The sequence below is a fragment of the Methylobacterium sp. J-070 genome, from assembly GCF_022829385.1.
Taxonomy (GTDB): Bacteria; Pseudomonadota; Alphaproteobacteria; order Rhizobiales; family Beijerinckiaceae; genus Methylobacterium.
Genome location: NZ_JAKSXX010000165.1, coordinates 401,100 through 418,987 on the forward strand (window position 1 = coordinate 401,100; position 17,888 = coordinate 418,987).

At 69.9% G+C, this 17,888-nt stretch carries 20 protein-coding genes and 1 pseudogene; 11 read left to right on the plus strand and 10 right to left on the minus strand.

The features are described 5' to 3' along the window. The 5 genes from fba to gap all read right to left on the minus strand — a co-directional run bounded on the left by fba (nucleotide 1) and on the right by gap (nucleotide 4,385). Complete coding sequence (gene fba, locus MKL01_RS17920; protein ID WP_243906546.1) at nucleotides 1-1,071, minus strand: class II fructose-bisphosphate aldolase; 1,071 nt, start codon at nucleotides 1,069-1,071, stop codon at nucleotides 1-3. A 179-nt stretch (nucleotides 1,072-1,250) separates the two neighbouring features. Further along, nucleotides 1,251-1,508 (minus strand): hypothetical protein, encoded by a 258-nt coding sequence (locus MKL01_RS17925; RefSeq protein ID WP_243906547.1) that lies wholly within the window; start codon nucleotides 1,506-1,508, stop codon nucleotides 1,251-1,253. A gap of 84 nt (nucleotides 1,509-1,592) precedes the next feature. Then, the gene (locus MKL01_RS17930) at nucleotides 1,593-2,795 is read right to left on the minus strand and encodes a phosphoglycerate kinase (RefSeq protein WP_243906548.1); all 1,203 of its coding nucleotides are present in this window, start codon (nucleotides 2,793-2,795) and stop codon (nucleotides 1,593-1,595) included. Between the two features lie 35 nt (nucleotides 2,796-2,830). Then, nucleotides 2,831-3,298 (minus strand): hypothetical protein, encoded by a 468-nt coding sequence (locus MKL01_RS17935; protein WP_243906549.1) that lies wholly within the window; start codon nucleotides 3,296-3,298, stop codon nucleotides 2,831-2,833. 82 nt (nucleotides 3,299-3,380) lie between these two features. Beyond that, on the minus strand, nucleotides 3,381-4,385 hold the full coding sequence (gene gap / locus MKL01_RS17940) for a type I glyceraldehyde-3-phosphate dehydrogenase (protein WP_243906550.1): 1,005 nt from the start codon (nucleotides 4,383-4,385) through the stop codon (nucleotides 3,381-3,383). A 439-nt stretch (nucleotides 4,386-4,824) separates the two neighbouring features. Between gap and MKL01_RS17945 the strand changes: the two genes are divergently transcribed. Together MKL01_RS17945 and MKL01_RS17950 are read left to right on the plus strand one after the other, a co-directional pair. Further along, nucleotides 4,825-5,109: a DUF4164 family protein gene (locus MKL01_RS17945; protein ID WP_243906551.1), complete on the plus strand. Its 285-nt coding sequence runs from the start codon at nucleotides 4,825-4,827 to the stop codon at nucleotides 5,107-5,109. Nucleotides 5,110-5,177: 68 nt separating this feature from the next. Then, nucleotides 5,178-5,549 (plus strand): cell division protein ZapA, encoded by a 372-nt coding sequence (locus MKL01_RS17950; RefSeq protein WP_243906552.1) that lies wholly within the window; start codon nucleotides 5,178-5,180, stop codon nucleotides 5,547-5,549. A 289-nt stretch (nucleotides 5,550-5,838) separates the two neighbouring features. Here the strand turns inward: MKL01_RS17950 and MKL01_RS17955 are convergent, their stop codons facing one another. The 3 genes from MKL01_RS17955 to madL all read right to left on the minus strand — a co-directional run bounded on the left by MKL01_RS17955 (nucleotide 5,839) and on the right by madL (nucleotide 7,836). After that, on the minus strand, nucleotides 5,839-6,507 hold the full coding sequence (locus MKL01_RS17955) for a GntR family transcriptional regulator (RefSeq protein ID WP_243906553.1): 669 nt from the start codon (nucleotides 6,505-6,507) through the stop codon (nucleotides 5,839-5,841). Between the two features lie 89 nt (nucleotides 6,508-6,596). Then, nucleotides 6,597-7,361, minus strand: coding sequence for a malonate transporter subunit MadM (gene madM / locus MKL01_RS17960; protein ID WP_243906585.1), 765 nt, complete (start codon nucleotides 7,359-7,361; stop codon nucleotides 6,597-6,599). A gap of 16 nt (nucleotides 7,362-7,377) precedes the next feature. Further along, entirely contained in the window at nucleotides 7,378-7,836 is a 459-nt protein-coding gene (madL, locus tag MKL01_RS17965) for a malonate transporter subunit MadL (RefSeq protein WP_243906554.1), read from the minus strand. 226 nt (nucleotides 7,837-8,062) lie between these two features. Here madL and mdcA point away from each other — a divergent pair, with 226 nt between their 5' ends. The 8 genes from mdcA to MKL01_RS18005 all read left to right on the plus strand — a co-directional run bounded on the left by mdcA (nucleotide 8,063) and on the right by MKL01_RS18005 (nucleotide 15,984). Continuing rightward, nucleotides 8,063-9,709 (plus strand): malonate decarboxylase subunit alpha, encoded by a 1,647-nt coding sequence (gene mdcA, locus MKL01_RS17970; protein WP_243906555.1) that lies wholly within the window; start codon nucleotides 8,063-8,065, stop codon nucleotides 9,707-9,709. A gap of 51 nt (nucleotides 9,710-9,760) precedes the next feature. Beyond that, on the plus strand, nucleotides 9,761-10,069 hold the full coding sequence (mdcC, locus tag MKL01_RS17975) for a malonate decarboxylase acyl carrier protein (RefSeq protein ID WP_243906556.1): 309 nt from the start codon (nucleotides 9,761-9,763) through the stop codon (nucleotides 10,067-10,069). A gap of 2 nt (nucleotides 10,070-10,071) precedes the next feature. Then, the gene (locus MKL01_RS17980) at nucleotides 10,072-11,001 is read left to right on the plus strand and encodes a biotin-independent malonate decarboxylase subunit beta (protein ID WP_243906557.1); all 930 of its coding nucleotides are present in this window, start codon (nucleotides 10,072-10,074) and stop codon (nucleotides 10,999-11,001) included. Then, nucleotides 10,988-11,704 (plus strand): biotin-independent malonate decarboxylase subunit gamma, encoded by a 717-nt coding sequence (gene mdcE / locus MKL01_RS17985; RefSeq protein ID WP_243906558.1) that lies wholly within the window; start codon nucleotides 10,988-10,990, stop codon nucleotides 11,702-11,704. Before MKL01_RS17980 ends, mdcE begins: the two co-directional genes overlap by 14 nt. Further along, the gene (gene mdcG / locus MKL01_RS17990; RefSeq protein WP_243906559.1) at nucleotides 11,697-12,356 is read left to right on the plus strand and encodes a malonate decarboxylase holo-[acyl-carrier-protein] synthase; all 660 of its coding nucleotides are present in this window, start codon (nucleotides 11,697-11,699) and stop codon (nucleotides 12,354-12,356) included. Before mdcE ends, mdcG begins: the two co-directional genes overlap by 8 nt. Further along, complete coding sequence (locus tag MKL01_RS17995) at nucleotides 12,353-13,279, plus strand: acyltransferase domain-containing protein (protein WP_243906560.1); 927 nt, start codon at nucleotides 12,353-12,355, stop codon at nucleotides 13,277-13,279. Before mdcG ends, MKL01_RS17995 begins: the two co-directional genes overlap by 4 nt. Nucleotides 13,280-13,454: 175 nt before the next feature. Further along, the gene (gene gmd / locus MKL01_RS18000; RefSeq protein WP_243906561.1) at nucleotides 13,455-14,438 is read left to right on the plus strand and encodes a GDP-mannose 4,6-dehydratase; all 984 of its coding nucleotides are present in this window, start codon (nucleotides 13,455-13,457) and stop codon (nucleotides 14,436-14,438) included. A gap of 64 nt (nucleotides 14,439-14,502) precedes the next feature. After that, on the plus strand, nucleotides 14,503-15,984 hold the full coding sequence (locus MKL01_RS18005; RefSeq protein ID WP_243906562.1) for an aldehyde dehydrogenase: 1,482 nt from the start codon (nucleotides 14,503-14,505) through the stop codon (nucleotides 15,982-15,984). Between the two features lie 149 nt (nucleotides 15,985-16,133). On the opposite strand, the gene MKL01_RS18010 is transcribed toward MKL01_RS18005, so the two are convergent. Both MKL01_RS18010 and MKL01_RS18015 read right to left on the minus strand, forming a co-directional pair. Continuing rightward, a complete protein-coding gene (locus MKL01_RS18010; protein ID WP_243906563.1) occupies nucleotides 16,134-16,343 on the minus strand; it encodes a hypothetical protein in 210 nt (69 codons plus the stop codon). A 16-nt stretch (nucleotides 16,344-16,359) separates the two neighbouring features. Further along, entirely contained in the window at nucleotides 16,360-17,487 is a 1,128-nt protein-coding gene (locus tag MKL01_RS18015; protein ID WP_243906564.1) for a glycosyltransferase, read from the minus strand. Between the two features lie 38 nt (nucleotides 17,488-17,525). Here MKL01_RS18015 and MKL01_RS18020 point away from each other — a divergent pair. After that, nucleotides 17,526-17,768, plus strand: a pseudogene (locus tag MKL01_RS18020) (class I tRNA ligase family protein); the annotation flags it as partial. Between the last annotated feature and the right edge of the window lie 120 nt (nucleotides 17,769-17,888).

The following is a 17,888-nucleotide window of genomic DNA, read 5'->3' on the forward strand; positions in this document are numbered from 1 at the left end:
CTATCGCGCCCCGATCTTCGGGTCGAGGGCGCCGCTGGCGTAACGCTTGGCCATCTCGGCGACGGAGATCGGCCGGATCTTCGCGCCCTTGCCGGCGGTGCCGAACTCCTCGAAGCGCTGCTTGCAGAGCTTCGTCATCGCCTCCATGGCGGGCTTGAGATACTTGCGCGGATCGAACTCGGACGGATTCTCGGTCAGGATCTTCCGGATCTGGCCGGTCATCGCCATGCGGTTGTCGGTGTCGATGTTGATCTTGCGCACGCCGTGCTTGATGCCGCGCTGGATCTCCTCCACCGGCACGCCCCAGGTCGGCTTCATCTGACCGCCGTACTGGTTGATGATGTCCTGGAGATCCTGCGGCACGGAGGACGAACCGTGCATGACCAGATGGGTCGAGGGCAGGCGGCGGTGGATCTCCTCGATCACGTTCATCGCCAGCACCTCGCCGTCGGGCTTGCGGGTGAACTTGTAGGCGCCGTGGCTGGTGCCCATGGCCACCGCCAGCGCGTCGACCTGGGTGGCCTCGACGAACTTTACCGCCTCGTCCGGATCGGTCAGCAGCTGGTCGTGGCTCAGCGTGCCCTCTGCGCCGTGGCCGTCCTCGGCCTCGCCCTGGCCGCTCTCCAGGGAGCCGAGAACGCCGAGCTCACCCTCGACGGAGACGCCGGCCCAGTGGGCCATCTTGGTGACGTTGCGGGTGATCTCGACGTTGTACGTGTAGTCCGCCGGGGTCTTGCCGTCGGCCTTGAGCGAGCCGTCCATCATCACCGAGGTGAAGCCGTACTGGATCGCGGTGGCGCAGGTCGCCTCGTTGTTCCCGTGGTCGAGATGCATGCAGACCGGGATGTGCGGGTAGATCTCGACCAAGCCGTCGATCAGCTTGGCCAGAACCACGTCGTTGGCGTAGGCGCGGGCACCGCGGCTGGCCTGCAGGATCACGGGCGAGTCGGTGGCATCCGCCGCCGCCATGATCGCCAGGCCCTGCTCCATGTTGTTCAGGTTGAAGGCGGGCACGCCGTACTCGTGCTCGGCCGCGTGATCGAGGAGTTGCCGGAGGGTGATGCGTGCCATCGTCGTCTGTCTTCCCGCTTGCCGTCTGGTGGTCCGCCCGATCGCCCCCGGCGACGGAAATCGAGAGCCTCGGTCTGAATATCGGATCCAGACACAGGCTCCAGCGTATCAACTGCGCATCATAGCAGCTTGTGAACCGGTCTCGGTCTCGGGAATGCTGCTGTCTACAGCGCCTGGGTCTAAAGCGCCCGGGTCTCCAGAGCCGTGACGCGCTCCTCGACCTCGCTGACGCGCGCGTCGAAATCGCCCGCGGTCGCGCGCATCATCACCAGCATGCCGGCCGCATTGCGCCGATCCTTGCGCAGGCTCGCCTCGAGCTTGTCGAAGCGCGCCAGCGTCTCAGACCGAAACGCCGTGGTGTCCGCCCGCAACTGCGCGATGCTGCCCTGAATCCCCTTCAGGATCTCGATCGTCGCGTTCTCCACGTTGTCACTCATCGACTCAGACCCCCGCCATCGGACGCCGGGAGTATAGATAGGTGCGCGGCGACGCGGGAGGAGCGCATGGGCGCCGCGTTGGCCTCAAGCTTTCGCCCGCAAGGCCTCGACGCCCGGCAGGGCCTTGCCCTCCAGCCATTCGAGGAAGGCGCCCCCCGCGGTCGACACGTAGGTGAAGTCCTGGGCCACGCCCGCGTGGTTCAGGGCGGCCACGGTGTCGCCGCCGCCGGCCACGGAGACCAGCCTGCCGTCCGTGGTGCGCGCCGCCGCGTGCCTGGCGGCGGCGACCGTGGCGGCGTCGAACGGGGCGAGTTCGAAGGCGCCGAGCGGGCCGTTCCAGACCAGGGTCTTGGCGCCGTCGATGGCGGCGTTGATCTCGGCGACCGATCGCGGGCCGGCATCGAGGATCATGCTGGCCTCGGGGATCGAGTCCACCGAAACGGTCTCGTGCGGCGCATGGGCCTTGAACTCGGCGGCCGCGACGGCGTCGACCGGCAGGATGATCCGGCAACCAGCCCTCTCGGCCGCCGCCAGGATGCGCGTGGCGGTTGCGGCGAGGTCCTTCTCGCAGAGCGACTTGCCCACGGGCTTTCCCTGCGCGTGCAGGAAGGTGTTGGCCATGCCGCCGCCGATCACCAGCATGTCGACCTTGGCGACGAGGTTCTCCAGGAGGTCGATCTTCGACGACACCTTGGCGCCGCCGACGAGCGCGATCACCGGACGCTGCGGGTCTTCGAGGCCCTTGGTGAGCGCCTCGAGCTCCGCCTGCATCTCCCGGCCCGCGAACGCGGGCAGCCGGTGGGCCAGCCCCTCGGTGGAGGCGTGGGCCCGGTGGGCGGCCGAGAAGGCCTCGTTGACGTAGACATCGCCATTCGCCGCCAGCGCGTCGGCGAAGCCCGGGTCGTTCTTTTCCTCGCCGGCGTGGAAGCGGGTGTTCTCGAGGAGCAGGACGTCGCCGTCCCGGAGCGCCGTCACCGCTTCGGCGGCCTCCGGGCCGATGCAGTCGGCCGCGAAGGCGACCGGACGCCCGAGGACGCTCCGGAGAGCCGGAACCACGGGCTCCAGGGACTCCTTGGGCTCGCGCTTGCCCTTCGGCCTGCCGAAATGGGCCAACAGGATCACCTTGGCGCCCTGATCGGCGACCTCACGGATCGTCGGCGCGACGCGCGCGATCCGGGTATCGTCGGTGACGCGGCCGTTCTCCATCGGCACGTTCAGGTCGACGCGCATGAGAACCCGCCGGCCCTTCAGGGAACCGGCGTCGTCGAGGGTGCGGAAGGCGCTCATGCGGTCCAGTCGAAGTCCTGTGCGGGCGTTGAGGCTTACTGCGCGGTGGCACCGACCGACGGCCTTTGCGGCAGCAGGCGGTCGAGGTTCAGCCGCTGCACCGCGACCATCAGCACGACGGTCAGGATGGCGGTGATCACCGCCGTCAGGACCAACGCGCCGGTGCCGGGCAGGCGGCGGGTGCGCTCGGCGAGGGCGCGCGTTTCCGTCCGCAGCGCCGCGAGATCGGATTGCCGGGCGGCCTCGTTCATCCGGTTGGCGGCGTTCTCCGCCTTGTCCTCGACGCGCGACAGCAGCGCCTCCGAGCGGGCATACTTGTCCTCGATGCGGGAGCACTTGTCCTCGATCCGCGCGAGCTGGTCGAAGAGCTGATTGGCCGGAAGCGCGTGGAGCGGCGCGGAAGCGGCCGGCGCCCCGGCCACCACGGGCGGAGGCGGAGCCGGGCGCGGTGCCGGCGGCACCACGGCCGGCCCGCTCGACGTGCCCTGCGAAGCGTCGGTCATTCCGGAGAATCCCTGGTTCGAGGTGTTGCCGCCGATTCAAGCGCAGGCCCGCCGCCCGTTCAAGGGCGGCGGGGGACGCGGCTCAGATGAGCTTGGCCATCGCTACGGCGGTATCGGCCATGCGGTTCGAGAAGCCCCACTCGTTGTCGTACCAGGCCAGGATGCGCACGAAGGTGCCGTCCATGACCTTGGTCTGGTCGAGGTGGAAGGTCGACGAATGCGGATCGTGGTTGAAGTCGATCGAGACGTTCGGCTGGTCGGTGACGCCGAGCACGCCCTTGAGCGGGCCCGCAGCGGCGGCCTTGATGGCGTCGTTGATCTCCTGGACCGACGTCGCGCGCTTGGCCGAGAACACCAGGTCCACCGCCGAGACGTTCGGGGTCGGCACGCGGATCGAGGTCCCGTCGAGCTTGCCCTTCAGCTCCGGCAGGACGAGCCCCACGGCCTTGGCGGCGCCGGTGGTCGTCGGGATCATCGAGAGCGCCGCGGCGCGGGCCCGGTAGAGATCCTTGTGCATCTGGTCCAGCGAGGGCTGGTCGTTGGTGTAGGAATGGATCGTGGTCATGAAGCCGCGCTCGATGCCCACGGCCTCGTTCAGCACCTTCGCCACCGGGGCGAGGCAGTTGGTGGTGCAGGAGGCGTTAGAAACGACGAGGTGCTCGGCCGTCAGCTTGTCGTGGTTCACGCCGTAGACCACCGTCAGGTCGGCGCCGTCGGCGGGCGCCGAGACGAGGACGCGCTTGGCGCCGGCGTCGAGGTGGGCCTTGGCCTTGTCCTTGGCGGTGAAGATGCCGGTGCATTCCAGCGCGATGTCGACGCCGAGGTCCCGGTGCGGCAGCTCGGCGGGGTTGCGCACGGCGGTGACCTTGATGCGCTTGCCGTTCACCACCAGGAACTCGCCGTCCACCGCGACCTCGCCGGGGAAGCGGCCATGCACGGAGTCGAAGCGGAGCAGGTGGGCGTTGGTCTCCACCGGGCCGAGATCGTTGATCGCCACGACCTCGATGTCGCTGCGGCCGGCCTCGGCGATCGCGCGCAGGACGTTGCGGCCGATGCGTCCGAACCCGTTGATGGCAACCTTCGTCACGGCGTCACTCCTTCCTGATGCGGCTCACCGCGCGTCGGACCCGTTGAGGGCGGCTCCCGGAGCGGTCTCGGCGGCCCGCCGCCGCGCCGGGCGGATCTGGGCGGGCGGGTTTGAACCTGCGATGAACCGGGTCGGGAGAGGCCGGGCTTCGTCGCCCGTGGCCGTCGGATCGAACGGCGCGGCTGAGGCCTCGGGACTGTCACGGACCGGCCATCCGGCCTGGCGCGTGCGGACCCTCTCGGGAGCGCGCGGCTGTCTAACATGGCGCCCCGACCTGTCAAACGCGGGACCGTGACAAAGACGTTGGATCCACCGACCAATAAACAGCTTCGTGGCGATCCATCCCGCGAACCGATCGATCCCGACCGGAGAGACCATTTCGGACTGGAATTCCGACACCATTCCACGGAAAGCTTCGCGTCGAAGCGGATGACCGATCATGGCCGACGAGACCGAACCAAGCCCGATCGATGCGGCGCTCGCGCGTCTCGACGCGGCCGTCAACCGCCTCGACGCCGTCGTGACGCATCGGATCCAGGCGGCCGCGCAGCCGGACGACCGGGATGCGGAACTCGCCCTGATGGACGAGGATCGCGCCCGCCTCGCCGCCGCCCTGGATGCGGCGAGCGCGCGCCTCGCCGCGGTCACGACCACGACCGGGGAACTCGGTCAGCGGCTCGACCGGGCGATCGAGACCGTTCAGGATGTGCTCCATCGCGCCTGACGCGGGATCGTCCGCCATCCGGGGCGCCCCTCGGAGCCGCCCCTCGGAGCCGCCCCTCGGAGCCACCCTTGCCGCAGATCAACGTGACCATCGACGGCCGCCTCTACCGCATGGCCTGCGGCGAGGGCGAGGAGGCCCACCTGACAGGCCTCGCCGAAACCCTCGACGGGCGCATCGCCGAGATGCGCAAGAGCTTCGGCGAGATCGGCGACATGCGCCTTCAGGTGATGGCCGCGCTGACGATCGCGGACGAGCTGGTCGAGCTGCGGGGACGCCTCGCTGCGTTGGAGACGGACGTCGCGGCGTTGCGCGCCGCCGCTGAGGCCACCGAGAAGGCGCGGACCGAGGAGGCCGCGCGCGCGGCGGACGGCATCGGCCGCGCCGCCGAGCGGGTCGGCAGGCTGGCGGAGGCCCTCGGGGGATCCCCGCCGCGGGGATGAGGACGGGCTCGGCCGCGCAGATCCGCGACGAGGCCGGGCGGCCGAGGAGCGGTCGCGTCGCCGCCAACAGCTTCCGGGATCCCGCATCGCTGAGGTCATTCGCCCGGGTTCCGATCACGGATGGGCGCGCAGACGACTGGCGGTTCAGCCGGCAACGATTGCGGTCCCAGGATCCGGCTACCGCTTTTCAGGCGTGTTCACTTTGCGGGTGGATAGGACCGGAACGGACCTGAGCGGATCGATGGAAGCTTGAAGCGGGAGCGATGAGACGCCGACCGGCACCTGAGCCTCATCCGGTCTCGGCGATGTAGCGCCCCAACGCCGCCGCCGCCCGGAGCATGTGCGCGCGCATGCGCCGGGCGGCCGTCTCGCCGTCGCCCTCGGCGATCGCGGTCAGGATCTCGCCATGCTCGTCCCGGGAGCGGCGGATCCGGTCCGCGTGGCGGAGCTGGGTCCTTCGAAAGGCCGCGAGCCGTTCGCGGATCGCCAGCGCCTGCTCGGCCATGAAGCCGTTATGCGTCCCTGCGTAGAGCGCCTCGTGGAAGGTGCGGTTGAAGCGGTCGTAGGCATCGAGGTCGCCGGCCTCCACGGCATCGGAGGATTGCTCGTGCAGCTCCATGAGCCGGCCCCGTTCGAGGGGCGTCATCCGGTAGGTGGCGAGGCGCGTGCACAGCGCCTCGACCTCGGCGGTGGTCTCGAACATGTCGGCGATCCGCTGCGGCGTCAGGCGCACCACCACCACGCCGCGGCGGGGCCGGATCTCCACCAGACCCGAGGCCGCGAGCTGCCGCAGGGCTTCCCGGACCGGCGTCCGGGACGCGCCGTAGCGCTGCGCGAGGTTCTGCTCGTCGAGGGCGGTGCCGGCGGCGATATCCCCGGAGGCGATGGCATCCGTGAGCGCGTCGCGGATCCGGTCCGAGATCAGGCCCGTGTCGATCTTCTGAAAATCACCGTGCATCCGCCCCTCCTAGACCAAACCGCCCCCGGCGGCTTCAGGTCTCTCGGCAGACGAAGTGGGACGATACCCTCATCCGGTGGACCGGCCGTTCAGCCCACCAGGGCGCGCACCGTCAGGAACAGGATCGAGGGACCGACGAGGCACCCGATCCCGGTGTGGAAGGTCGCGGTGAGCGCACCGTAGGGCACCAGCTTCGGATCGGTGGCGGCCAGACCGCCCGCGACGCCGCTCACCGTCCCCATCAGGCCGCCATACGCCATCGCGGAGCGCGGATTGTCGAGTCCGATCAGCCGGGCCACCAGAGGCGTCCCGACCATCACCATGACGGCCTTGGTCACGCCCGTCGCGATGGACAGCGCCATCACGGTGGAATCCGCCCCGATCGCCGCGCCGGTGACCGGGCCGACGATGTAGGTGATCGCCCCCGCGCCGATCGTCGTGATCGAGACCGCGTCGTGATAGCCGAAGGCCACGGCGGTGAGCGTCCCCACGATGAACGGCAGGATCGTGCCGAGCGCCAGCGCCAGGACGCCGAGCAGGCCGGCGCGCCGCGCCTCGATCACATCCACCTCGAACGCCGTGGCGACGATGGCGAAGTCGCGCAGCATCGCCCCGCCCATCAGGCCGATGCCGGCGAGGGCCGGGATGTCGGCGAGCCCCTTCTTTCCGCCCGTGTAGAGCCCGCCGACATAGGCCAGCACCAGACCCAGCACGATGGCGATCGCGGAGCCGTGGACACGCCCGTTGGTGAAGCGCTTGGCGGCCAGGTTGGAGACCAGGATCAGCGCGCCCACCACCGCGAACGCAGCCACGAGGCTCTGCTCGACGAAGACGTGCTCGATCCCGTGCCAGATCTCGAGTCCCATGGCGTCAGCCCTTCCTGCCGGCGGGTGAGACGGGGTGTATGGAAGCGGCCGGATCCGTCTCCCCTCCGATGATCGATCCGCCGTGCTCGACCGACGCGGCGACGGGATCGCGGTGGCCGATACGGCTGAGGAGCGCCACGGCGCCGAAGCACAGGACCAGGGAGCCCGTGGCGGCGATGAGCACGATCGGACCGCCGCTCACCGCCGCCACGACGTTCTGCTGCGCCGCCATCGCGACGACGATCGGGATGTACATCCCGGCCCAGAACTCGACGCCGAACTGGACACCCTTGCTGAGCTTGCCCCGGCGCGAGAGCCAGAGGCGGGCGGCGATGAGCAGGATCATGGCGATGCCGACGCCGCCGACATTGGCCTTCACCCCGAGGGCCAGGCCGAGGAGATCGCCGAGGTACACGCCGATCAGCGTGCAGGCCGCGAGCAGGGCGACACCGAGAACGATCATCGGCGTCGCCCCGGCTGGACGCAGAGCGATCCGCCGCGCGGCGGCGAACGAGTCAACGCACGCGTCATGGAGCGTCTCCTTCCCGAATCGGCCTTCCAGCCGTTCTGATTAGTATGCAGGATATTGACAATTCCGCAATCCCGTATACGAAACTGTGATCGATGACCCATTGGAAATACCGGACGCGGCACTAAATTGCGTTCGGCATATCGGCGGGGGTTCGCGGATGACCGAGTGGCGCAGAGAGAAGCTGGCACGCGAGGCCCGCATCGAGGCCGGTCGGGTCCATGCCGCCGGCAAGGTGGTCCCGGCCGGCACCGCGGTGGCGCTCCTGGAGGCGGTCCTTCGGCCGGGCGACCGGGTCTGCCTCGAGGGCGACAACCAGAAGCAGGCCGACTGCCTCGCCCGGGCGCTCAGCGCCTGCGATCCCGAGACCATCCACGACCTGCACATGGTCCAGTCGGGGATCGTCCTGCCGGAACACCTCGACGTGTTCGAGACCGGCATCGCCAAGCGGCTGGATTATTCCTATTCCGGCCCCCAGGGCGCGCGCATCGCCAAGATGCTCTACGGCGGCCAGATCCAGCTCGGGGCGGTGCATACCTACCTCGAGCTGTTCGCCCGCTACTTCGTCGACCTGACGCCGAACGTGGCGCTGATCGCGGGCGTCTCGGCCGACCGGGACGGCAACCTCTATACCGGGCCCAACACCGAGGACACGCCCACCGTTGTGGAGGCGACCGCCTTCAAGAACGGGGTCGTCATCGCGCAGGTCAACGAGATCGTCGACAAGGTCCCGCGGGTCGACATCCCGGGCGACCGGATCGACTTCGTGGTCGAGGCCGACACGCCGTTCTACGTCGAGCCGCTCTTCACCCGCGACCCGGCGGCCATGACCGAGACGCAGATCCTGATCGCCATGATGGCGATCAAGGGAATCTACGCCGAGTACGGCATCCGCCGGCTCAACCACGGCATCGGCTTCGGGACCGCGGCCATCGAGCTATTGCTGCCGACCTACGGCGAGAAGCTCGGCCTGAAGGGCAAGATCGCCACCCACTGGGCGCTCAACCCGCACCCGACCCTGATCCCCGCGATCGAATCCGGTTGGGTCAAGCAGATCCACTGCTTCGGCTCCGAGGTCGGCATGGACCGCTACATCCGCGCGCGGCCGGACGTCTTCTTCACCGGGGCGGATGGCAGCCTGCGCTCGAACCGGGCCTTCTGCCAGACCGCCGGCCTGTACGCCTGCGACATGTTCATCGGGGCGACGCTCCAGATCGACCTGATGGGCCATTCCTCGACGATCACGCAGTCGCGGGTCGCCGGGTTCGGGGGTGCACCCAATATGGGCTCCGACCCGCACGGCCGCCGCCATCCGTCCGACGCCTGGATGAAGGCGGGCCGCGAGGGAGAGATCGTCGGCGACCCCGCCCTGATGCGCGGGCGCAAGCTCGTGGTGCAGCTGGTCGAGACCTTCGGCGACAAGCTGGTCCCCACCTTCGTGGAGAGGCTCGACGCCCTCGAACTGGCGAAGACGATCGGGCTCGAACTGGCGCCGGTGATGATCTACGCCGACGACGTGACCCATATCGTCACCGAGGAGGGCATCGCCAACCTGCTTCTCTGCCGGAACGCCGACGAGCGCGAGCAGGCGATCCGCGGGGTGGCGGGCTACACGGAGGTCGGTCGCGGCCGCGACCGGGCGAAGGTCGAGGCGCTGCGGGCGCGGGGCGTCATCCGCCGCCCGGAGGATCTCGGCATCGAGCCGCTCGACGCGGACCGGGCGCTCCTCGCCGCGAAGTCGATCAAGGATCTCGTACACTGGTCCGGCGGGCTCTACGAGCCGCCGGCCCGGTTCCGGAATTGGTGAGCCTCTGCCCTCGGACTTGGGGAAGCGGAACCGCGCTGAAGGAGCTGCCGGATGGAATCCCTGACCTTTCGCCACACGACGAAGACGCCGCTGCCGGGCTCGGTGCCGAGCGCGATCACCGGCGTGGTCGCCTCCGGCAATCTCGAGATCCTCCTGGAGCGGGTCCTGCCGACGGATGTCTGCGAGGTCGCGATCGAGACCCCGATCGCCGGCTACGGCGATGTCTGGGAGGCCGTCGTGGCGGATTTCGTCGCGCGGGCGCAGCCGGGCGGGCTGCGCATCAGCATCAATGACGGCGGTGCGCGTCCCGACACCGTATCCCTGCGCCTGCTCCAGGGCGCACGGCTGATGGAGGCCTGACCATGGCCGGCACCCGCGCCGCGCGCATCGATCCGGACACCGTGAGCTGGTACGAGGCCACGGCCCGCCAGCGCGTCAGGGCCCTGGTCGATCCCGGAAGCTTTCGCGAGTTCCTCGGTCCGACCGAGCGCCGCATGAGCCCGCATCTGCCGCTGTTCGATCTGCCCCGCGCCTTCGACGACGGCATCGTGGTGGGCCGGGCAGACCTCGACGGCGGCCCGGTCCTGATCGCCGCCCAGGAAGGCCGATTCATGGGCGGGGCGTTCGGCGAGGTCCACGGCGGCAAGCTGGTCGGCCTGCTCCGCGCGGCGCTCGAGCTGAAGCCCACGGCCGTGTTGATCCTGTTCGATACCGGCGGCGTCCGCCTCCAGGAGGCCAATGCCGGCGAGACCGCCATCGCCGAGGCGATGCGGGCGATCGTCGATGTCCGGGCGGCCGGGATCCCGGTGATCGGGCTGATCGGCGGCCGGGCCGGCTGCTACGGCGGCGGCGGCCTCATCGCCGGCACCTGCTCGCGGCTCGCCGTCTCGGAGGGCGGCCGGATCTCGGTGTCGGGTCCCGAAGTGATCGAGACCAACAAGGGCGCGGAGGAGTTCGATTCCCGCGACCGGGCGCTGGTCTGGCGGACGATGGGCGGCAAGCACCGCCGGCTGATCGGCGGCGCCGATGCCTTCTGCGCCGACACGGTCGCGGCGTTCCGGCACGCGGCGCTCGATCTGATCCGCCGGGCCCCGACCTTCGACCTCGCCACCCTCGACGCCGAGCAGGCGCGGCTCGAGTCCCGGATCGCGCGCTTCGGCGAGTGCCGGGACGCCACGGACGTGTGGGCACGGCTCGGGGTCAACGACCCGGAGGCCGTACCCGCCATGGATACGCGCGCCTTCGACGAGACCGTGTCACGGGTGGGGGACGCCGATCATGACGCTCGCTGAGATCCTGGCCTCCCTGTTCCCGAGCGGGCACGCCGTCGCGGTGCAGGACGGGCTCGTGACCGGAAGCGGGCCGTTCGAGGGCGGCACGATGCACGTCGTGGGCATCGACGGCGACACGCCCCTCGGGGTCGAGGGCGCCGCGACCCTGTCCCGGGCGGTGCTCGACGCGGTGCGCACGGGCGACCGGGCGCCGATCCTGGTGGCGGTCGATTCCGACAGCCAGCGGATGAGCCGGCGGGACGAGCTTCTCGGCCTGAACGAGTGTCTCGCGCACCTCGCCAAGACGTTGCTGCTCGCCGACCGGTCGGGCCATCCGACGATCGGGCTGATCTACGGCCATTCCGCCGCCGGGGCCTTCATCGCCACCGCACTCGCGACCCGGGTGCTGGTGGCGCTGCCGGGCGCCGAGCCGAGCGTCATGGACCTGCCCTCGGTGGCCCGCGTCACCAAGCTGCCCCTGGACAAGCTCCAGGAGATGGCGAAGACGACGCCGGTCTTCGCGCCGGGCCTCGACAACATGGTGGCGACCGGCGCCGTCCACGTGGTCCTGGATCCGGCGCGACCCCTGGCCGGCCAGATCCGTGACGTCATCGACGGGATGCAGCCCGGCGACGTGCGCGACCGCCTCGGCGCGGAGCGCGGCGGGCGGCCGGTGGCGCGCGCCGTCGCGGCCGCTGTGATCGACCAGGCCCGTCTTGGCTGAGGCCTACGCGCGCCACGATCTCGTCCGGGTCGATCCGGGGGCCTGGGCGGCGTGGCTCGGCACGCGGACCGACCTCGCTGGCCTGCGCCATCTCGGCGGCTGGGCCGCGTCCGGCCGGCCCCTGGTCGTCCGCCGCCGGATGCCGGGCGAGGGCACCGATCTGGTTCCCCTCGGACTGCCCCTGCCGCCCGAGGACGGCAAGAGGCGGATCGGCCTGGCGCTCCCGCCGGCCGCGCTGACACCCTCGGCTCCGCCAAACCTCGCCGACGTCGCCGGCCATGCGCCGCTGCTTTGGCAGCCGACCGTCGAGGCCCTGGTGGGGATCGGGCGGGCCCATGCGGTCGTGCCGCGGCCGTTCGGCGCGCTGCTCTGGCAGGCCGTCACCGGCCTGGCCTACCTGAGCCCGGCTTCCGATCTCGACCTGCTCTGGCCCTGCCGGGATGCGGTCCCGGCCGGCCTGCTCGACGCGATTCGCGCCGTCGCGGACGCGGCACCCATGCGCATCGACGGAGAGATCCTGCTTCCGAACGGCGCCGGCCTGCACTGGCGGGAGCTGCACGCGGCACCGGACGGCGGATCGGTGCTGGCGAAGTTCCCGGACAGGCTGGCGCTCACGCCCGTCGCAAACCTGCGCGGCCCGGTCCCCGCATGACCCTGGCGATCCTCCTGTCCGGCCAGGGCGGCCGGCACCCGGCGATGTTCGACCTCACGGCGGAGCAGCCGGAGGCGCAGGCGATCTTCGCCGCCGCCAAGCCTGTCCTCGGCGGCGTCGACCCGCGCGATGTCGCCCGGAGGGGCGGCGACGCCCTGCACGCGAACCGGACGGGCCAGATCCTGTGCTGCGTCGCGGCGCTCAGCGCCTGGCGGGCCCTCGGCTCCGCCCGATCGGACCGTGCCATCGTGGCCGGGTACAGCATCGGCGATCTGGCGGCGTGGGGCGTCGGCGGCCGGCTCGAACCGGAGGACGTCCTGTCCCTCGCCGCCCGGCGCGCGGAGGCGATGGATGCGGCCTCCGGGACGGGCTTCGGGCTGGCCGGCATCCGCGGTCTTTCCCTCGACGCCCTCGCGCGACTCGCCGACCGGCACGGATGTCACCTCGCCATCCGCAATGCCGCCGACAGCGGCGTGGTCGGCGGGCGCCGCCCGGCGCTGGAGGACCTGTGCCGCGCGGCGACAGGATCCGGGGCGCAGCGGGCGGTGGTTCTGCCGGTCCAGACCCCGTCGCACACGCCGCTCCTCGCGGCGGCCACGGACGCGTTCCGGGACGCGCTCGCCCGGACGACGCCGCAGCGCCCGCCGCCCGCCGCCCCCCGCCTCGTCAGCGGTCTCGACGGGGCGACCGTGTTCCGCGTCGCGGACGGTCTCGAGAAGCTCGCGCTCCAGATCTCGCATACCCTCGACTGGGCCGCGTGCCTGGATGCCTGCCGCGAATACGGTGCGGACCGCGTGCTCGAACTGGGACCCGGCCACGCCCTGGCGACGATGGCGCGCACGGCGCTGCCGGACGCCCGAGTCCACGCGCTCGAGGAGTTCCGGTCGATCGCGGGCGTGATCGACTGGCTCGGCAATGGCTGAGTTTGCCGGCCCGGTCCGGTAATCGTGGTCCGGCGCGACCGCTCTCCGCCCGGTCTTCAGGCCCCACGCCCCGGGGTGGCGCGGGACTTCGACAAGTCCTGGAGCCGGGCCCTCGCCTTGACGGGGATGCCGTCGCGGTCGTAGCAGCCGGGCGATACTGAAACAGGACGAGTTCATGACGGCCAAGCGAGCGCTGATCACGGGAGTGACGGGCCAGGATGGCGCGTATCTGGCGCAGTTCCTCCTGGAGAAGGGCTACGCGGTCACCGGGATCGTGCGCCGCTCCAGCCATGCCGGCGTGTTCGACCACCGTCTGAAGTGGCTCGGCATCCTGGACGATGTCGAGCTGGTCGACGGCAACCTGCTCGACCCGTCCGCGCTGCTGCGGATCGTCCAGGCCGCCAAGCCCGACGAGATCTACAACCTCGCCGCCCAGTCGTTCGTCACGTCGTCCTGGCAGCAGCCGCTGCTCACCGGCCAGGTCACGGGCATCGGTGCGGTGAACATGCTGGAATGCCTGCGCTCGGTGGCCCCGCACGCGCGCTACTACCAGGCCTCGACCTCGGAGATGTTCGGGCTGATCCAGGAGGAGCGCCAGAGCGAGACGACGCCGTTCTACCCGCGCTCGCCCTACGGCGTGGCCAAGCTCTACGCCCACTGGATGACGATCAACTACCGGGAGAGCTACGGGCTGCACGCCTCGAACGGCATCCTGTTCAACCACGAGAGCCCGCTGCGCGGCGTCGAGTTCGTGACCCGCAAGGTCACCGACGCGGTGGCGCGGATCAAGCTCGGCAAGCAGAAGGAGCTGCGGCTCGGCAACATCGACGCCAAGCGCGACTGGGGGCACGCCCAGGACTACGTGCAGGCGATGTGGCTGATGCTGCAGCAGGACCGGCCGGACGATTACGTGATCGCCACCGGGCGGACCACGACGGTGCGGGACATGTGCGCGATCGCGTTCAAGCATGTCGGCCTGAACATCGACGACCATCTGGTGATCGATCCGGCCCTGTTCCGGCCGGCGGAGGTCGAGGTGCTGCTGGGCAATCCCACCAAGGCGAAGACGACCTTCGGCTGGGAGGCGACGACCAGCCTCGAAGCGCTGATCACCGAGATGGTCGACGCCGACATCAAGCGCCTCAGCGCCAACGCCTGATCGGGTCTCGCCGCGGCCCGCATCCGGTCCATATGGCGCGCATCCGCTGACGGAGAGGCGCGCCGTGAAGACCTATCAGCTCTATATCGACGGCCAGCACGTCGACCCGGTCGAGGGCTCGTGGTTCGAGTCGATCGATCCCTATCGGGGCGAACCCTGGGCCCGGATACCCCGTGCCGGGCGTGCCGACGTCGACCGCGCGGTCGCCGCGGCAAAGCACGCCATGTGGGAGGGCCCCTGGGCCACCATGACCGCCTCGGCCCGCGGCAAGGTCCTGCGCCGGATCGGCGACCTCGTGGAGCGCGACGCGAAGGCGCTCGCCGAGGTCGAGGTCCGCGACAACGGCAAGCTGTTCGCCGAGATGTACGGCCAGACCCGCTACCAGCCGGAATGGTGGTGGTACTATGCGGGCCTCGCCGACAAGGTCGAGGGCGCCCAGGTGCCGATCGACAAGCCCGAGACCTTCGCGTTCACCCGGCACGAGCCGGTGGGCGTGGTCGGGGCGCTGACCGCCTGGAACTCGCCGCTGCTGTTCGTGGCCTGGAAATGCGCCCCGGCCCTCGCGGCCGGCTGCGCGGTGGTGGTGAAGCCCTCCGAATTCGCCTCCGCCAGCACGCTGGAATTCGCCCGCCTGACCAAGGAGGCCGGGCTCCCGGACGGGATGTTCAACGTGGTGACCGGCTTCGGCGGCGAAGCGGGGTCCGCGATCGTCGAGCATCCCGACGTCGCCAAGATCACCTTCACCGGCTCCGACGTTACCGGCGCCAAGGTCTACGAGGCGGCCGCGCGCCAGATCAAGCGCGTGTCGCTGGAGCTCGGCGGCAAGTCGCCCAACATCGTCTTCGTCGATGCCGACCTGAAGGCCGCCGCCGCGGGCGCGATCTCCGGCATCTTCGCCGCCACCGGGCAGACCTGCATCGCCGGTTCCCGGCTGCTGGTCCAGAACAGCATCCGCGAGGACTTCGTCGAGCGGCTGATCGCGCTGGCGCGGACCGCCAAGCTCGGCGACCCGATGCAGGCCGACACCAACATCGGGCCGATCACCACGCCGCCTCAATACGCCAAGGTGCTCGACTACATCGCGCTGGCCAGGAGCGAGGGCGCGCGCTGCGTGTTCGGCGGGAACCCCGCCTCCGGGCCCGGGGTGCTGGGCGGCCAGTTCGTCGAGCCGACGATCTTCACCGGCGTCACCAACGACATGCGCATCGCCCAGGAGGAGGTCTTCGGACCGGTCCTGTCGATCATCGGCTTCGAGGATGAAGCGGAGGCGCTCAGGATCGGCAACGACGTAATCTACGGGCTCGCCGCGGGCGTCTGGACCCAGGATATCGGCCGCGCGCTGCGGATGTCGAAGGGCCTGCGGGCCGGGACCGTCTGGGTGAACACCTACCGGGCGGTGAGCTACATGATGCCGTTCGGCGGCATGAAGCGGTCGGGGATCGGCCGCGAGAGCGGCATCGAGTCGATCCGCGAGTTCCTCGAGACCAAGAGCGTGTGGATCTCCACGAGCCGCGAGACCCCCGACAACCCGTTCGTGATGCGCTGAGCCGGCTTCGCAGACGTGGCCGCCGGTTTTTCGGCGAGACCCTGCGACCCCACAGGGACCTGAACGGACGACGCGTCGGCCTGCCGACGCCAATCCGCTCAGGCGTCGTGGCGCCGCCGCGAGGGGGACGGCGGCCGGCAACGCCAGACCTACCGCGAGAAGCGGGTCGTCGGCCTGCGATCCGTGACCAGTTCGGACGGCGCCCGGTCGTTTTGCCGGATCGGCGCGTGCCAAAGCAGCGCAAGCGCGTCGTCGCCGGCCCGTCGACCCTGAACGGCCGCATCCGGGAAGATCGTCACCGCGAGGCGCCCGCGCTGCAGCGCGGCGATGCGGCCGCGCGTGTCGCCGCCGCCCAGCAACCGCGATCTCCGTACCCTACACCTGCCAGAGGGGCATGAACTCCGACGCATATCCGGACCGGCCGATCCCCCAGGTCGAATCGACCATCTTGGCCAGCGCCATGCGGCACAAGGTGGCGATGCGCGACCGATGCTCGGCCTTGACGTCCGGCTGCCCGAGAATTTCGAAGCCGGCATGCAGGCAGGCGCGGTACTGGCCCGTGTAGAAAGAGTTCACCGCACATTCGTGCCGCAGACCGTATCGGTAGATCCAGGTCTGAAGGAACAGCCCCTCGGGTGGCATCCGCGTCGGAAGGCCGGCCTCGGCATAGCGCAGGCCGCGGGCGTAATCACCGTTGTCGCTGCAGATCCGGCTGGCCCCGTGGCGCGCCTCCGCCCGTTCCGGGCAGACCGCGATGGCCCGGTCGTAGACCGCGCAGATCGCCCCGGCCGGCGCGTCCAGGCCTTCCATCAGGTAGGCGACATTGAGGAGACTGACGTAGATCTCCTCTTTCCAATGTCCAAGTTCGGCGCGTTTCAGGTAGAGGGCGATCGCCTTCTGCTTCTCGCCGCAATCGCGATAGCTCTGCGCCAGATAGAACGTATATCGCGCGACGAGGGACGGATCCTGCTCGGTGGCGAGAGCCTTCTCGAGGATGTCGGCGTCGCGCCTGTAGGTTTCCGTGTCGCGATGGCGCGCCCCGTCCTCGCCGCGTCGCATCGCGAGCGGAAGCGTATCGGTCCAGGATATCCCCGCGCAGGCTATGACTTCGTGGATCACGCCGCGATAGAACCATTTCAGCGCATTGCTGACGAGCTGCGTCCGCCTGTATTGGGTGGGACCGTCCAGGATCGTGACGACATAGCCGGGCGCGTCGAGCCTCGGCATGGTGAAGTCTTGCGGGATGAGAAGCTCGTCATCGGCATCGATGATCAGGGCGTAATGGCCGTGCGGCCGCGCCAGTTCGAGCGCCTCGCTCCGGTTGGCGGCGAAATCGACCCAGGGGCGCTTCACGAGGGTGCCGGGAACGTCCGCCAGCGCGGCCCGGATGACCTCCTCGGTCCCGTCCGTCGATCCGGTATCGACGATCACCCAATGATCGATGATCGGCCGAACGGACTCGAGACACCGGCGGATGACGTGCGCCTCGTTCTTGACGAACATCGAAAGGCAGATCGTCTGACCGGTGCTGGACGGGCGCGATCAACCGCTGGGCGCTCGCCGAGGCGGCCCGGGCGGTGGACGAGGTCACGGCGGGGCTGGAAGGCTACCGGTTCAACGATGCGGGCGGGGCCGCCTACCGGTTCGTGTGGAACATCTTCTGCGACTGGTACCTCGAACTCGCCAAGCCCGTACTGCAGGGCGAGGGCGTCGATCCCGCGATCAAGGCCGAGACGCAGGCCAGCGTGGCGTTCCTGATCGACCAGATCGCTCATGCTTTGAATGTACTTATCGCCGAGCCAGACAAGCTGGCTGAGTATCGCGTCAACGCTTACGAAGCCGCTCGCCGCACGTATCACTGGGAGATGGAGGAGCGGAAGTTCGTAGAAGCCTTCGATCGGGCC

Coding starts and splice junctions, on each gene's coding strand:
- fba (WP_243906546.1), bottom strand. CDS start 1,071: ATGGCACGCATCACCCTCCGGCAACTCCTCGATCACGCGGCCGAGCAC.
- MKL01_RS17925 (WP_243906547.1), bottom strand. CDS start 1,508: ATGAGTGACAACGTGGAGAACGCGACGATCGAGATCCTGAAGGGGATT.
- MKL01_RS17930 (WP_243906548.1), bottom strand. CDS start 2,795: ATGAGCGCCTTCCGCACCCTCGACGACGCCGGTTCCCTGAAGGGCCGG.
- MKL01_RS17935 (WP_243906549.1), bottom strand. CDS start 3,298: ATGACCGACGCTTCGCAGGGCACGTCGAGCGGGCCGGCCGTGGTGCCG.
- MKL01_RS17945 (WP_243906551.1), top strand. CDS start 4,825: ATGGCCGACGAGACCGAACCAAGCCCGATCGATGCGGCGCTCGCGCGT.
- MKL01_RS17955 (WP_243906553.1), bottom strand. CDS start 6,507: ATGCACGGTGATTTTCAGAAGATCGACACGGGCCTGATCTCGGACCGG.
- madL (WP_243906554.1), bottom strand. CDS start 7,836: ATGATCGTTCTCGGTGTCGCCCTGCTCGCGGCCTGCACGCTGATCGGC.
- mdcA (WP_243906555.1), top strand. CDS start 8,063: ATGACCGAGTGGCGCAGAGAGAAGCTGGCACGCGAGGCCCGCATCGAG.
- mdcC (WP_243906556.1), top strand. CDS start 9,761: ATGGAATCCCTGACCTTTCGCCACACGACGAAGACGCCGCTGCCGGGC.
- MKL01_RS17980 (WP_243906557.1), top strand. CDS start 10,072: ATGGCCGGCACCCGCGCCGCGCGCATCGATCCGGACACCGTGAGCTGG.
- mdcE (WP_243906558.1), top strand. CDS start 10,988: ATGACGCTCGCTGAGATCCTGGCCTCCCTGTTCCCGAGCGGGCACGCC.
- MKL01_RS17995 (WP_243906560.1), top strand. CDS start 12,353: ATGACCCTGGCGATCCTCCTGTCCGGCCAGGGCGGCCGGCACCCGGCG.
- gmd (WP_243906561.1), top strand. CDS start 13,455: ATGACGGCCAAGCGAGCGCTGATCACGGGAGTGACGGGCCAGGATGGC.
- MKL01_RS18015 (WP_243906564.1), bottom strand. CDS start 17,487: ATGTTCGTCAAGAACGAGGCGCACGTCATCCGCCGGTGTCTCGAGTCC.